This is a genomic window from Isoptericola sp. S6320L (assembly GCF_023015685.1).
Lineage (GTDB): Bacteria > Actinomycetota > Actinomycetes > Actinomycetales > Cellulomonadaceae > Isoptericola > Isoptericola halotolerans_A.
In genome coordinates, this window is the sequence record NZ_JALKAT010000005.1 from 14,272 (window position 1) to 27,666 (window position 13,395).

Here is a 13,395-nt window from a genome sequence, read left to right on the forward strand (position 1 = left end):
TGGGCGTTTATGCCTGTGCCCTCGTGCACCCACAACGCTCAGGAGAGGGTCAGGCGGCGGGGCGGGTACCCCACGCGACGAGCGCCGGTCCGCGCTGCGGCAGCGCCCGCTGGACCACGCGGAACGGCCACGTCGCCGCCACGGTCGCCACGCCCTGGAGCGCCGACGACGGCTGGAACAGCCGCCCCGAGCGCGCGGTGCGCTCCGCCGTCGTCGTCCGGTCGTCCAGCCGGCGGCGGGCCACCTGGTTGCGCACGGCCTCGAGCGCGTAGCCGAGCGGCGCGCCGTAGAGCCGCCCGCCGACGTCGGCGAGCCCGGCCCCGGCGAGCAGCGCGCGCATCTGGGCGGGCTCGTAGCGGCGGTGGTGGCCGACGGCGGCGTCCATGGGGCCGTAGCGCGCCTGCCACGCGGGGGTCGAGACGAGCACCAGGCCGCCCGGGCGCAGCAGCTCGACCCAGGAGGCGAGCGCGCCGGCGTCGTCCTCGAGGTGTTCGAGCACCTCGAACGCGCACACGACGTCGTACCCGCCATCCGAGGAGCCCGGCCCGGCCGCGGAGCGGTCCAGCTCGTCGACCGATCCGTGCACGACCCGGCCCGGCAGGCCGGCGGCGGTCAGCCGTGCGGCGGCGACGTCCGCGCTGGCGCCGTCGAGCTCCACGCCGGTGTAGTCGTGCCCGGCGGCCGCGAGCCGGACGCCCACGGCGCCCTGCCCGCAGCCGACCTCGAGGACGCGGCGGGGCGCGGGCGGGAACTTACGCCGGACGACGTCCCAGCGCAGGGAGCCGAACAGGGTCAGGGGTGGGGCGGTCGTCGTCACGCTTCCTCCGAGTGTCCGTGGTGCGGGTGCCGAGCATCGAGATTCTGACCGTTTTGACGAGCCATTCCGGGCCGAACCTCAACACTCGGCGCCCCGGGGGGCAGTGCCCCGGGCTGCGGCGGCCCGGGGGGCCGGCGGCCGTGGGCCACGATGCCCGTCCCGTGGCGGGGAAAGGCCCGCTGCAGCAGGCAGAACGGCCAGACCACCGCCGCGACCAGAGCACCCACGGCCCACGAGGTGGGCTGCAGGACCCGGCCGCTGCCCGCAGTCTGCCCGGCCAGGTCCACGGTGGCGCGCTCCCCCGCCCGACGGCGCGCCATCCGGTTGCGCACGGCCTCCAGCAGGTAGCCGATCGGGGCGTCGTAGAGGCGCACCTCGACGTCGGTGAGCCCGGCGTCGACCAGGAGCTCGTGCAACCGCTCCGGCTCGTAGCGGCGGTAGTGCCCGGCGAGGACGTCCCAGGGTCCGAACCGATCCGGCCAGGCCGGCGTGGACAGCAGCAGCGTGCCGCCGGGCCGCACCCGGGCGACCCACGCGGCGAGCGCCGCGGCGTCGTCGTCGACGTGCTCGATCACCTCGAACGCGCACACGACGTCGAACCGGTCGTCCGCGTCGAGCACGGTGGTGTCCCCGTGCAGCACGCGGGCCCGGGGGGCGGCCTCGCGCAGGCACTCGACCGCCAGGGCCCAGGTGGTCTCGTCGAGCTCGACGGCGGTGTAGTCGTGCCGCTCGGCGATGCGGGCACCGACGGCGCCCCGGCCGCAGCCGACCTCGAGCACGGTCGCCCGCCGCCGCGGCAGCGCCCGGCGCACGACGTCCCAGCGCAGCCGCCCGCGCGGGGCGAGCGGCGGGAAGGGTGCGCGCCGCACGAGGGCCCCGGCACCGGCGAACGCGAGGTCGGCGAGGGTCACCAGGACGCGGCTGACGAGGACGACGAGGAGCAGCTCGGCGTGCGGGACGGTGCCGGCCATGACCGCGAGGAGGACGAGCTCGCGCGCGCCGGCGCCGGCGGGGACCACCACGAGCAGGAACCCGACCATCCAGGCCAACGCGTAGCCGCCGACGGCGAGGGCGAGCGTGCGCACGCCCGTCGCCATGCCGAGCCCGGTGGCGAGCAGCCACACCTGCACGCCGGCGAGCACCCAGCCGAGCACGGCCCACGCGGCGGCGGCCCCGAGGCCGGTCCACGAGAGCGGTCGGTCGAGGGGTGCGCGGCGGGCGAGCCGCAGGGCGACGCCGAGCAGCCGGTTGAGCACGGGCGGCAGCAGCAGGACGACGACGGCGGGCAGCAGCCAGAGGGTCCAGGCCCACGGCCCGAGGGCGTCGGCGGCGAGGAAGGGCAGCGCGACGACGCCGACCACCGCCCCGGAGACCACCCCGACGCCGGTCGCGACGGCGGTGGCGGTCATCGTGCGGCGGCGCGGCACCCCGTGGTCGGCACCGACCTCGGCGGCGGCGACGATGTTCCACACCCCGCCGGGCACGTACTTGCCGAGCTGGCTGATGCCGAACACGGAGACGGCGGAGCGCGCGCCGAGCCGCGAGCCGAGGTCGGCGAGCACGGCCCGCCAGGACAGCAGCGTGGCGCCCACGAACAGCACCGAGAGCACGAGCGCCGCGCCCAGGCGCGCCGCGGACAGCGCGCGGGCGGCGTCCACCAGGTCGGCGCGCACGGCGACCACGGCGTAGACCGCCAGGCCGAGCGCCAGGACGAGGAACCCCCACCGCACCCAGCGTGAGCGCAGCACCGCGAGCAGCCGGGCGGTACTCACGGCCGCACCCCGCGGGCGGCGAGCGCCGCGTCCAGGGGGCCGACGACGGCGCCCGGCCGGACGGCGTCGCGCGCGGCGGCCGCTCGGGCCCGGGCGGCGGCGAGCCGGTCGCGGTCGGTGAGCGCCAGGAGGCGGTCCGCGAGCGCGGCCGGGTCGGCGGGCGGCACGAGCTCGAGGTGCTCGCCGAGCTGCCGGCGTTGCGGGGCAGTATCGGAGGTGACGACGACGCAGCCGGCGGCGAGTCCCTGGAAGACCTTGTTGGGCACCACGCGCAGGCCTTTGGGGGTGTCGGAGAAGATGCCGAGGCAGACGTCGTGGCCGGCCACGAGGGCGGGCAGCGCGTCGGGTTCCACCCAGTCGAGCCAGCGCGCGCCGGGGACGCCGTCGAGCAGGGCGCGCGCGGCGGCGTGGTCCTGGCCGTGCCCCACGAGGGTGGCCTCGATCTCCCGGCCGGTCGCGGCGGCGCGGGGCAGGGCGTCGGCGAGCGCCTCGGCCATCACCGTGGCGCCCTGCAGCGGCGTGAAGAGGCCGTAGAACACGACGCGTAAGGCGCCCTGCCCGGCCGGGCTGCCGCCGTCGGGCACGGGGCGTGCGGCGCGGAACCAGGCGTCCGGGGCGCCGACGGGGACGACGACGCCGCGGCTCGGGTCGGGCAGCATGGCGCGGTGCTCGTCGGTGTCGAGGACGACGACGTCGGCGCACGCGAGGGCGAGCCGGTCCAGGCCCCGCAGCAGGGTCACGCGCAGGCCGGTGGTGCCGCGGTCGGTGGCGGTGTCGGCCGCGAAGACGAGATGGTCGAGCACCACGGTGGTGCGCGGGTGCAGCAGGCGGGCCAGGACCACGTCGAAGTGGCCGAGGTAGCCGACCAGCAGCGCGTCGGGGGCGCCGTGGGCGCGGCGGTGGGCGACGTCGTCGCGCACGAGCAGCGCCCAGCAGGCGAGCAGCCGCAGGAGCAGGAGCGGCAGGCGCCACGGCTGGCGGAGCATGCGGACCCGTTCGGCGGTGCTGAACCCCAGGGGGTGGTTGAGCTCAGCCACGGTGTGCCTGTGGGCGCGCAGCCCGGCGACGAGGATCCCGGCGCGCGGGTGGCGGGCGGCGTCGTAGGTGCCGAACGCGACGATCACTCGCTCCGCCCCCCGTCAGACGACTGGCCGGCACGCACCCGGCGGTAGGTGATGTTCGGACTGCGAGGACCGCCTCCCACGGCCTCGACGTCCCCCGCCTCCCGGAGTCGGCGAAGCCAGCGGGTCACGATCCCCGACGACAGCCCGGTGCGCTCCGTGATCTGGGCTCGAGACAGCTGTTCGGTACCGATGGCACGCAGGATCTCGGCACTTCTGTCGGCGCGCTGGCGCGGAGCACGTGAGGGCAGCGAATGTCTTGCTGGTTGATCCATGAGGCTGCCGAGCGTCACGGTGAAGGTGGAGATCCGGTCGGTCAGCTCCGGAGGGCGCATCCCGGCGTTCCGCAGGGCGGTGCGCATGTCACGGATGCCGGACCCTCGGTTCTCGCACACCGTGCCGAGGCCAGGCATCTCCACGTCTTCGAGGATCTTCATCAGTCGCGCGTTCCGTGCCGAGGACACGAGATCGTCCCCGCCAAGACGGTCGAGCCCGACCGGGCCGAACAGACCACCGGGATTCCGGACGACGATCCGGTCGGGGTACATCTCGACCTGCACCTGGGTCCCCCGGCTGGCGGGTGAGAGGTCACGGTGGGCAAGCGCGTTCGTGATCGCCTCGCGAAGCGCGATCTCCGGGTACTCCCACACATCGGTCCGGCCGGCCCCGGTGACGACTGCCCGCCGCGCCATGTTGGAACGGATCGCCGCCAGAACGTCGCGCACCATCAACGGGACCGGCCCTTCGACGTGGGCGTTGTCCAGGAACCGGATGCCGTCGGCACCCGGGCCGTCCACCGAGGGATACCGGACGAAGGTGAGGGAGAGCTGGGGGAAGTGCTGCTGCGGGTAGGTCCCCAGCGCGAGCAGTCCAGCGAGCGTGGGACGGAGCCCGGTCTCCGTCGGGCCGACCACACCCGTTCGTCGCAGGACGGTCTCGTCGCTCGTGTCACCGAAGATGCGCGGTCGGTCCCGGCGGATCCTTGCGACGTACGCCCCGACGAGCTCGGGATCCAGGTCGTCGAGATCGGCCGACACGACCGGCTGCTCATCGTCGACCGGTTGGCCGCGCGCGGCCAGCATCAGCTGGACCTCGTAGCTCGTCAGGTGCTGATCACCGTCGCTCACCCGGACGAAGCTCCCTCGATTCATCCCCGCGCCCTTGTAGTACGACGGGCGCTGTGCGGCGTCCAGCTCCGGGATCTCGGCGACGACGAGCTGCTGGCCCTCGAACGTGTGGGTCGCGACGAGGGGGCGGACCGGGGGTTCCATCTCCTGCGCACACAGCGAGGCGAGATCGGCGCAGATCTTTGCTGGTTCGTCGACCCCGGTCGCCTCGAAACCGCTCTTCTCGTCCAGGCCCAGGACGAGCACCCCACCGTGGGCGTTCTGGAAGGCCGACACCGTCTCCCGAACGCTCTTCGGCAGTGCGGTGCGCGCAGCCTTCGCCTCGACGTCGGCGGTGTCGTCACCGACGGCGCGAAGTCGCGCGACGATGCCCTCGAGCTCATCGCCGGTCACGACACCGACCTGACCCGCATCATCGTCAACATCGTCATCAACATCTTCATTAGCATAGTCGTTAACTTCGTCGTTGTGGCGCCAACGATGATGCTGTCTCAGCGGCCGTCATCGCCCCGCCCGTACTGCAACGTCTTGAGCCGCTCGAGCGAGTCCTCGAGCAGCGTGCGGTTGGTGCGCAGCAGGTCCGCGAGGACCAGCAGGGCCAGGCAGAGCAGCGTGCCGACGAGCATCGCGCCGGCGAACACCAGCGACTGCACGTGCCCCTCGCCCTCGCCCTGCGCGAAGAACACGAGGAACCGCACGGCGGGGATCGCGGAGGCCAGGAAGAACAGCCCTGCGAGCGTGAGGAACACCAGGTGCGGGCGGAACATGATCCAGCTGCGCACGATGGCGCGCGCCGAGCGCCCCATGTGCTGCCAGATGTTGCGGAACAGCCGCGACTCGCGCGTCTTGGGGTTGGTGGTCACCGGCACGGAGACGATGCGCAGGCCCTTGTTGCCCGCCTGGATGATGGTCTCCATCGTGTAGCTGAACTGGGTGACCACGTTGAGCCGCAGCAGCGCGTGGCGCGAGTAGGCGCGGAACCCGCTCGCGGCGTCGGGCAGCCGGGCTCTGGCGGCGGCGCTGACCACGCGGCTGCCGACGCGCTGCATGCGCTTCTTGAACGGGGAGAAGTGCTCGATGGTGGCGGTCTGGCGGTCCCCGACCACCACGTCGGCGTCACCGGTGACGATCGGCGCGACGAGGTCGGCGATGCGCTCGGACGGGTACTGGTTGTCGCCGTCGGTGTTGACCACCACGTCGGCGCCGTGGGCGAGCGCGTGGTCGACGCCGTCCCGGAACGAGCGCGCCAGCCCCATGGTGCGGGTGTGGCGGATCACGTGCTCGACGCCGAGGTTCCGGGCGACCTCCGCCGTGCCGTCCGTGGAGCCGTCGTCGATCACCAGGACCTCGACCTGGTCGAACCCGGGCACCTCGCGCGGGATGGTGGCCAGCACGAGCGGCAGGGTCGTGGCCTCGTCGAGGCACGGGATCTGGACGACGAGCTTCATCGAGGCCCTTCGGTGGGAACGACGGCGGCGCTGGCGGTCGGCGCGGAGGCGCTGACCTGCGCGAGTCTAGCCACGGGAGGCCGCACCGGGCGGGACCCAGCCGGGCCTGTTCTGCGACGCCGTCGACCCCTGGCTACCCGTCACACGTTCCCGCGCCAGTTGGAACGCGCGGCGCACCCGCTCGACGCCGTCGTCGGCGCCGGGAACGGACGCCACGATGTCGGGCCGGCCGCGGAGCGCACCTAGCGCATGCCCCAGGTAGTCAAGGTCGCGCTTCGTCGCGTTCCGCACCCCGTCCGCGGCGCGAGCGATGACAGCAAGAGTCGCGAAGTCGATCAGGTGGCGGTCCCGGCCCACGTCCAGTGCCACGGTGCTGGCCGCCGCCTTGGCGACCAGGGCGCCGAGCATGCTCGGCCGGTTGACGACCCCCTGGTGGTCGCCCGCACGCATCTCGACGGCCTCGCTGCGGTCGAGCGCCTGTTGGGCGGCCGGGGTCTCGAGCGTCGTCGCGTTGGTGATCCCGGTGCGGCTCGCAGCGCGGGCGCCGACATGCCGCGGGATCATCACGTCGATGGTCGCATCACCCGCCTTCCACCGGTGCTGGTGCCCTTGCGGCGAGGTGCCGGTGGGCCGGAAGCCCCGCTGGTACAGCTGTGCGGTGAAGTCGCGCAGGACCTGGCCGTTGGCGCGGACGTCCAGCACGGCGTCCAGGTCGTCGGTCGCTCGCGTCGGGAAAGCCCCTCGTTCGGCACAGTGCAGCAGCACCATCTGACCGCCGACGATCGTCCAGTCGTCCGGCATGGCCATCTGGAGGTCGAAGAGCAGTCCCCATGCGCGTTCGAGCTCAGCGCTGGACCGGGGCAGCACGATCACGGGAGAGCACCTCCTCCATGAGCTGTTGCGCCACGGCGTACTCCCGACCTGGACCGTGCTCGACGAGGTCGGCGACGGTGGCGAGCAACGGCAGGGGCGGTTCAGGCATCAGCGGGGCCTCGTGAAGGACGACGTTGCCCGGTCGCGAGCCTGCCTCGACGAGCTCGTGATCGGCCATCACCTCGTCGAGCTCGTCAGCGTGCACATATCCCTCGAAGAAGCCCGGTGCCGAGATCTTGGCGCGCGGATCGCTGACCCCTGACGGCACGAGACGGCGGTCGTCGAGCGGCAGCTGCACGGCGGTGCGCAGCTCGAGACGTTCAGCTCGCCGGGAGAGCCATGACGCGGCGAGCCGCGCGGACTCCGGGTCGTCAGCCAGGCGCGAGAGCTGCTTGCGCAGGCGGTGACGGTCATGAGCGTCGAGCCATCCGGGCGAGCGGCCCGCCGAGAGCTCGAGCAGCCCCCAGGCGGTCCGTCGAGCCATGGGGCGAGTCACCGGCGGGACCCGACGTACCGAACGAGGCTCCACGAGCCACTGGTTGCCGACCTTCCGCGCCGAGATCGCTCCCGACGCGGCCAGCTGGCGCACCCGCACGGGACTGACACCCATGAGGTCCGCGGCCTGCGCCACGCTGATCTCCGACATGACACAAGCCTATCGCCATCGAAAGACTAGTTTCCATAGTTGAGCAAGAGAAGCCCAGCCGACGTCGCGGAAAGTCAGGCATCAGGCCGTGATGCGTGAGGTTTCACGACGTCGCCCCGACCCGCGCCCGCCGCAGCCGGCCACCGCGCCGCGGCCACCACCGCGCTCACCATCCCGACACCCGCGACGACCAGCACGAGCGCGATCACCGGCCCGGTCAGCGGGCTCCACGCCGCCCAGCGCTCCCACGCGGCACCCACCGGCTCCCCCGGCCCGCGGTACATGGCCACGAACGCCCACACCAGGCCCGAGACCGCCGCCAGCACGGCCAGCACGGTGACGACCGGAACGGCCACGGCCACCGCCCGCTCCCGACGGCGGCACACCTGCCACACGGCCACGGCCAGCAGCGCCGCGAGCGCCGTCAGCCCGCCGAACACGTACCGGCCCTGCAGGGCGACGAGCACTCCCGTCTCCGACCAGCTCCGGACCGCGTTGACGATCACCGCGCCGGCCAGCCCGACGGGCAGCAGCGCGATCACCAGCGAGCCGCGGCGCGCCCCGGGCACGACGACGGCGATCAGCGTGGCGCCGATCAGCAGCGCCGAGCCGGCCGCCACCAGGTCACCGGGCAGCCGCACCTCCAGCCAGGACAGGTTGCCGAAGAACGCCTGGGCGGTGCGGCCGACCGCGTCGGAGAGCACGTCCTCGCGGGGCACCGGCGTCATCCCCGAGTAGTCGCGCGGCAGCCCGACCGGCTGCACGGCCCCGTAGACGATCCAGTTGCGCGCCCACCACCAGCCGCCGACGACGAAGGCGAGCGCCAGGGCGGCGAGCCCGCGCACGCTCCGGGCCGCCGTCGTCGGCCCCGCTCGTGGGCTGCGCGGGCCGGGGGCGAGCAGGTAGGCGAGCGCCACCGTGGGGATGGCGAACGCGAGCATCACCTTGGTGAGCAGGCCGATGCCCAGGGCGAGGCCGATGGCCGCGGCGACGCGCCAGCGCAGGTCCCCGGTGACCACGCGGGCGGCGAGGTAGGTGACCACGGCGCCGGTGAGCACCACGAGGGCGTCGTTGTTCGCCGAGCCGAGGATGTGCCCCACCTGCGGGATCAGCATCGGGAACGGCGCGGCGACCAGGCCCGCCGCGCGGGAGCCGGTGAGACGGCGCGCGGTGGCGGCGGCGAGCGGGACGGTGGCGGCGAACAGGGCGACGTCGAGCAGCCGCAGGGTCAGCAGCGCCACGTCCCAGCGGGCGTCGGCCGTGCCGGTGGCGTGCAGCACCGCCGCGCCCAGGGCGTAGTAGGCGGGCGGGTGCTGCGTCATCTGGTCCACGGTGGCGCTGGTGCCCGGGGCGGGCAGGGCGTTGTCCGTGCTGATGCGCACGCGCTCGTCCGCGGGCACGGGTGTGAGCTCGACGAACTGCGTCGCGTGCTCCCGGTACCGCCAGCGGCCGGGCAGGTCTGCGGGGTAGGCGGCCTCGGCGACGGCCTGGTCCGTGACGGGCGCGAAGTGCGCTGCCCCCGGCTCGGGCCAGCCGCCGCCGTAGGCGATCCGGACCACGCTGTTGAGGTGGTTCTGCTCGTCCGGCGAGCGGAACCCGGGGGTCAGCACGGCCCAGGCCACGGCCCACAGGGCCACGGCGATCGTCAGGACGGCGAGGGTGCGGCGGTAGGCACGCTCGCACGGCGGCGTGTCACGCGTCACAGGGACAGTGTGCCAGTGACGGGCGTGCGCAGCCGCCAGGGCCCCCGGATGCGACGAGACGGCCTCCGGGCCACGGTCGGAAGAACAGCAGCACCACGAGGGAGGAGAGCTCAGATGACGGACTTCGCGGGACCTGAGGGACCGATCCGGCACGTGACGGAGGGCATGCGCGTCGTGGACGTCGAGGGCGAGACGGTCGGCAAGGTCGAGGCCGTGCGCATGGGCGACGCCGGCGCCACCACCTCGAGCGGCCAGGGCATGGACTCCGGCGCAGACGACCCGCTGTCCCTGCTGGCTGACGCCTTCGGCGCGGGCACCCAGCTCGACGAGCACACACAGGAGCGCCTGCTGCGGATCGGGTTCCTCCGCGTCGACGCCAAGGGCGTGTTCACCGGCGACCGGTACGTCGAGGCCGACCAGATCGCCGACGTCGTCGACGACGAGGTCCGCCTGTCCGTGCCGAAGGACCGGCTGGCGGGCTGAGTCTCGTCATCGCCGCACCGCGGTGCGGGCAGCCGCTCGGGCGGCGGCGATCGTCGCGGCTCGCGGCGGGTGCGCTGCCGCCGCCGCGGCGTCGGCGAGGAGCTGGCGCTGCACGGGCGAGGGGCCCGGCGTGCGCCGCGGGGGCGGCGCCGTCTTCCTCCGCCAGGAGGGGAAGGGCCGCCGTCCTGTCAGGTTGGGAGCGCCGCCCGGCCGGGATGCCCGACGGCGGGTGCGAGCGTCCTTGGCGCGTCGCGCGGCAGGCAGCAGGGCCACCAACGCGCGCTTGGTGACCGCGAGGAGCGACGCGACCCCGCGCAGCCCCTGCCGTGCACCGCGGCGGACCATCACGACGAGGCCGGCGTCCTGCAGCCACGTGCGTGCCCGGATGATGGTGCGGACGGACAGCCCGGCCCGCTCGGCCGCTTGGGCGTCGGTGACCTCGGCGATGCCGGAGCGGGCGTCGGCGATCCGGGCGAGCGCCAGGAGGTAGGAGCGCACGCTCTGCGGGGCGTCGCGCAGGTCGCCCCAGCCCGCGGCGGCGAGGGCGTCGATGAGGCGCCACAGGGGCGCACGGGAGTTGAGTCGCACCGGCGGCGGGGGTGCCGGGGGCGCGCTGATATCGTCGGCGCTAGCCATCTGGAGAGCTCCACTCTCTCTAGGTGGTCAGGCCTCGTCTGGTGTTGGTAGCACCTGGCGGGGCCGTTTTCGGTTGTGGTGGCCGTCACCGTAGCGCACGGCTGCTTTGGCGTGGCAAGTCGACGAGTCGTACGTCAAGGACACGTTCTTCTGATTGGGCGCGCTGCTCGTCGACACTGACGCCGCTTGCTCCATCGAGAAGGGCCTGGACGAGCTGGTCACGACGGACGCGTCGCAGTCCGGCCTCGCGAGCGAGGCAGAACTTCACGGGTACGAGCTCTTCCATGGGAAGGGCGACTGGGCAAAGCTCGCGATGCGGCAACAGATCAACGTGTACGACCGCGCGCTCCGGATCATCGGCGGATCAGGAGCCAAGATCCTGTTCCGAGGCATGGACGTCAAGGCTCAGATCGCACGCTACGTAGATCCGTTCCCGCCCCACGACATCACTCTCGGGCACCTGCTGGAGAGCATCAACGAAGCCTGCCGGGCGGACAACGAGTACGCGGTCGTGGTCGCCGACGAGGTCCACGCTCAGGACCGTCATCGGACGAATTTCCGGGACTACCGGCGAACAGGAACACCCGGATATCAGAGCAGCACTCTGCCGAATGTGATCGACACGATCCACTTCGGCCCTTCCGCCCACAGTCGCCTGCTCCAGGCGATCGATCTAGCAACCTTCGTCTACCGGCGCCGCTGCACTGTCCGGGAGACGAACCCGAAGGCCCGTGTCGCGTTGGACCGAATGTGGGGGCACATCGAACCCGCAGTCCGGGTTCAGTGGGTCTGGCGGCCGTAGCCAGAAGCACGAAGACCCCGCACGTGGCGGGGTCTAAGGCGATGCGGGAGGCCTTTCGGCGTCCTGCGTCATTCAGGTTACACCGACGGGCCCACCGCTACTACCCCAGCGACACCGACACTCGGATCACGTTGCACCCCGTTGCCCGGCGATGATCGCCGAGCTGGTCGGCGACGAGACGTGACATCATCCCGTCTATGCGCGGCATCATCCTGGCCGGCGGTTCCGGCACACGGTTGCACCCGATCACGCTCGGTGTGAGCAAGCAGCTCGTGCCGGTCTTCGACAAGCCGATGATCTACTACCCGCTGTCGACGCTGATGCTGGCGGGCCTGCGCGACATCCTGGTGATCACCACGCCGCACGACGCGGAGCAGTTCCGGCGCCTGCTCGGTGACGGCTCCCAGTTCGGCATCTCGATCGAGTACGCGGTCCAGGTCGAGCCGAACGGGCTGGCGCAGGCGTTCGTGCTGGGCGAGGAGTTCATCGGGGACGACTCGGCCGCGCTCGTGCTGGGCGACAACATCTTCTACGGCCAGGGCCTGGGTGACCAGCTCCAACGCTTCTCGGACGTGGACGGCGGTTCGATCTTCGCCTACCGGGTGGCGGAGCCCTCGGCGTACGGCGTGGTCGAGTTCGACGACGCCGGGCACGCCATCTCGCTCGAGGAGAAGCCCCTCGTGCCGAAGTCCAACTACGCGGTGCCCGGCCTCTACTTCTACGACAACGACGTCGTCGAGATCGCCAAGAACATCCGGCCCTCGGCCCGCGGCGAGTACGAGATCACCGACGTCAACCGTGCCTACCTGGCCGAGGGCAAGCTGCACGTCGAGGTGCTGCCCCGCGGGACGGCGTGGCTGGACACCGGCACGTTCGACTCGCTCCTCGAGGCGGGTGACTTCGTGCGGACCATCGAGCAGCGGCAGGGCCTGAAGATCGGCTCGCCGGAGGAGGTCGCCTGGCGGCGGGGCTTCCTGTCCGACGACGACCTCCGCGTGCGCGCCGAGAAGCTCGTGAAGTCCGGCTACGGCAGCTACCTGCTCGGCCTGCTCGACGACTGACCTACGCGAGCACCTCGGGCGCCGCGACGCCCCACCGCTCGGCCCAGTCGCCGATCAACTCCACGCCGGCCGCACGCAGGGCGTCGTGCCCCAGCACCGAGTAGGCGGGCCGCGGAGCGGGGCGCGGGAACGCGTCGCTCGTCGTCGGCTCGACCGGCGTCGACAGCCCAGCCGACGCCACGACCCGCCGCGCGAACTCGTACCAGGACGTCTGGCCGGCCGAGGTCCCGTGATAGATCCCGGCCGGCGCCCCGGCGGCCACGAGCCGGACGACGAGCTCGGCGAGGTCCCTCGTCCACGTGGGTTGGCCTACCTGGTCGTCGACGACGGCGAGCTGGTCGCGCTCGGCCGCGAGCCGGGCCATCGTCTTCGGGAAGCAGCCGCCGTGCGCCCCGTAGAGCCACGCCGTCCGGACGATCAGGTGGTCGGACGCTTCGGCGCGCGCTGCCCACTCCCCCGCCGCCTTGGTGCGTCCGTAGGCGGACCGCGGGGCGACGGGCGATTTCTCGGCGTACGGCTCGGTGGCGCCGCCGTCGAACACGTAGTCCGTGGAGACGTGCACCAGCCTTGCTCCCGCCAGGCGCGCCGCGCGCGCGACGTGGGCCGCTCCCGTCGCATTGACGGCGAACGCTTCTGCCTCGCGGGTCTCGGCGCCGTCCACGTCGGTCCAGGCGGCAGCGTTGACGACGACGTCGGCATCGGCCAGCGCTCGACGCGCGGCCTCGGGGTCCGTCACGTCGAGATCGGCGTGCCGCAGACCGACCACGTCGACGCCGGCCCTCTCGAGCACGGCGATCAGATCGCGGCCCAGCATCCCGCCGGCGCCGACGACCATCCAGCGCTGCGACTGCGAGACGGAAGGCACGCGTAGCATCCTAGGGGCCACGGAGTGTCGACGCCCGGGAG

General features: G+C 73.0%; 13 protein-coding genes. 3 read left to right on the top strand and 10 right to left on the bottom strand.

The window, feature by feature from the left end; all coding sequences use genetic code 11:
• Window positions 1–49: 49 nt before the first annotated feature.
• From MWU57_RS04435 to MWU57_RS04470, 8 genes are all read right to left on the bottom strand, one after another.
• Complete coding sequence (locus MWU57_RS04435; protein ID WP_246907509.1) at window positions 50–817, bottom strand: bifunctional 2-polyprenyl-6-hydroxyphenol methylase/3-demethylubiquinol 3-O-methyltransferase UbiG; 768 nt, start codon at window positions 815–817, stop codon at window positions 50–52.
• Window positions 814–2,589 (bottom strand): methyltransferase domain-containing protein, encoded by a 1,776-nt coding sequence (locus MWU57_RS04440; protein ID WP_246907511.1) that lies wholly within the window; start codon window positions 2,587–2,589, stop codon window positions 814–816. Before MWU57_RS04440 ends, MWU57_RS04435 begins: the two co-directional genes overlap by 4 nt.
• Window positions 2,586–3,713 (bottom strand): glycosyltransferase, encoded by a 1,128-nt coding sequence (locus MWU57_RS18325; RefSeq protein WP_246907512.1) that lies wholly within the window; start codon window positions 3,711–3,713, stop codon window positions 2,586–2,588. Before MWU57_RS18325 ends, MWU57_RS04440 begins: the two co-directional genes overlap by 4 nt.
• Window positions 3,710–5,230, bottom strand: coding sequence for an ATP-binding protein (locus MWU57_RS04450; RefSeq protein WP_246907514.1), 1,521 nt, complete (start codon window positions 5,228–5,230; stop codon window positions 3,710–3,712). Before MWU57_RS04450 ends, MWU57_RS18325 begins: the two co-directional genes overlap by 4 nt.
• 98 nt (window positions 5,231–5,328) lie before the next feature.
• Window positions 5,329–6,285, bottom strand: coding sequence for a glycosyltransferase family 2 protein (locus MWU57_RS04455; RefSeq protein WP_246907516.1), 957 nt, complete (start codon window positions 6,283–6,285; stop codon window positions 5,329–5,331).
• A 66-nt stretch (window positions 6,286–6,351) separates the two neighbouring features.
• Window positions 6,352–7,158, bottom strand: a complete 807-nt coding sequence (locus tag MWU57_RS04460) for a hypothetical protein (RefSeq protein WP_106266015.1) — start codon at window positions 7,156–7,158, stop codon at window positions 6,352–6,354.
• The gene (locus MWU57_RS04465; RefSeq protein ID WP_106266017.1) at window positions 7,130–7,804 is read right to left on the bottom strand and encodes a helix-turn-helix domain-containing protein; all 675 of its coding nucleotides are present in this window, start codon (window positions 7,802–7,804) and stop codon (window positions 7,130–7,132) included. The genes MWU57_RS04460 and MWU57_RS04465 overlap by 29 nt, the downstream gene beginning before the upstream one ends.
• Before the next feature lie 74 nt (window positions 7,805–7,878).
• Window positions 7,879–9,507, bottom strand: a complete 1,629-nt coding sequence (locus MWU57_RS04470; RefSeq protein WP_106266019.1) for a DUF2142 domain-containing protein — start codon at window positions 9,505–9,507, stop codon at window positions 7,879–7,881.
• Between the two features lie 114 nt (window positions 9,508–9,621).
• Here MWU57_RS04470 and MWU57_RS04475 point away from each other — a divergent pair, with 114 nt between their 5' ends.
• Complete coding sequence (locus MWU57_RS04475; RefSeq protein ID WP_106266021.1) at window positions 9,622–9,990, top strand: hypothetical protein; 369 nt, start codon at window positions 9,622–9,624, stop codon at window positions 9,988–9,990.
• 6 nt (window positions 9,991–9,996) lie between these two features.
• On the opposite strand, the gene MWU57_RS04480 is transcribed toward MWU57_RS04475, so the two are convergent.
• Window positions 9,997–10,626 carry a hypothetical protein gene (locus MWU57_RS04480; protein ID WP_125206487.1) on the bottom strand — a complete coding sequence of 210 codons (630 nt, stop codon included), beginning with the start codon at window positions 10,624–10,626 and terminating at the stop codon, window positions 9,997–9,999.
• A 154-nt stretch (window positions 10,627–10,780) separates the two neighbouring features.
• On the opposite strand from MWU57_RS04480, the gene MWU57_RS04485 reads away from it, so the two are divergent.
• Both MWU57_RS04485 and rfbA read left to right on the top strand, forming a co-directional pair.
• Complete coding sequence (locus MWU57_RS04485) at window positions 10,781–11,428, top strand: DUF3800 domain-containing protein (protein ID WP_246907517.1); 648 nt, start codon at window positions 10,781–10,783, stop codon at window positions 11,426–11,428.
• 197 nt (window positions 11,429–11,625) lie between these two features.
• Entirely contained in the window at window positions 11,626–12,489 is an 864-nt protein-coding gene (rfbA, locus tag MWU57_RS04490) for a glucose-1-phosphate thymidylyltransferase RfbA (RefSeq protein WP_106266026.1), read from the top strand.
• Window position 12,490: 1 nt separating this feature from the next.
• Here the strand turns inward: rfbA and rfbD are convergent, their stop codons facing one another.
• Window positions 12,491–13,324, bottom strand: a complete 834-nt coding sequence (gene rfbD / locus MWU57_RS04495) for a dTDP-4-dehydrorhamnose reductase (RefSeq protein WP_246907689.1) — start codon at window positions 13,322–13,324, stop codon at window positions 12,491–12,493.
• Window positions 13,325–13,395: the final 71 nt, after the last annotated feature.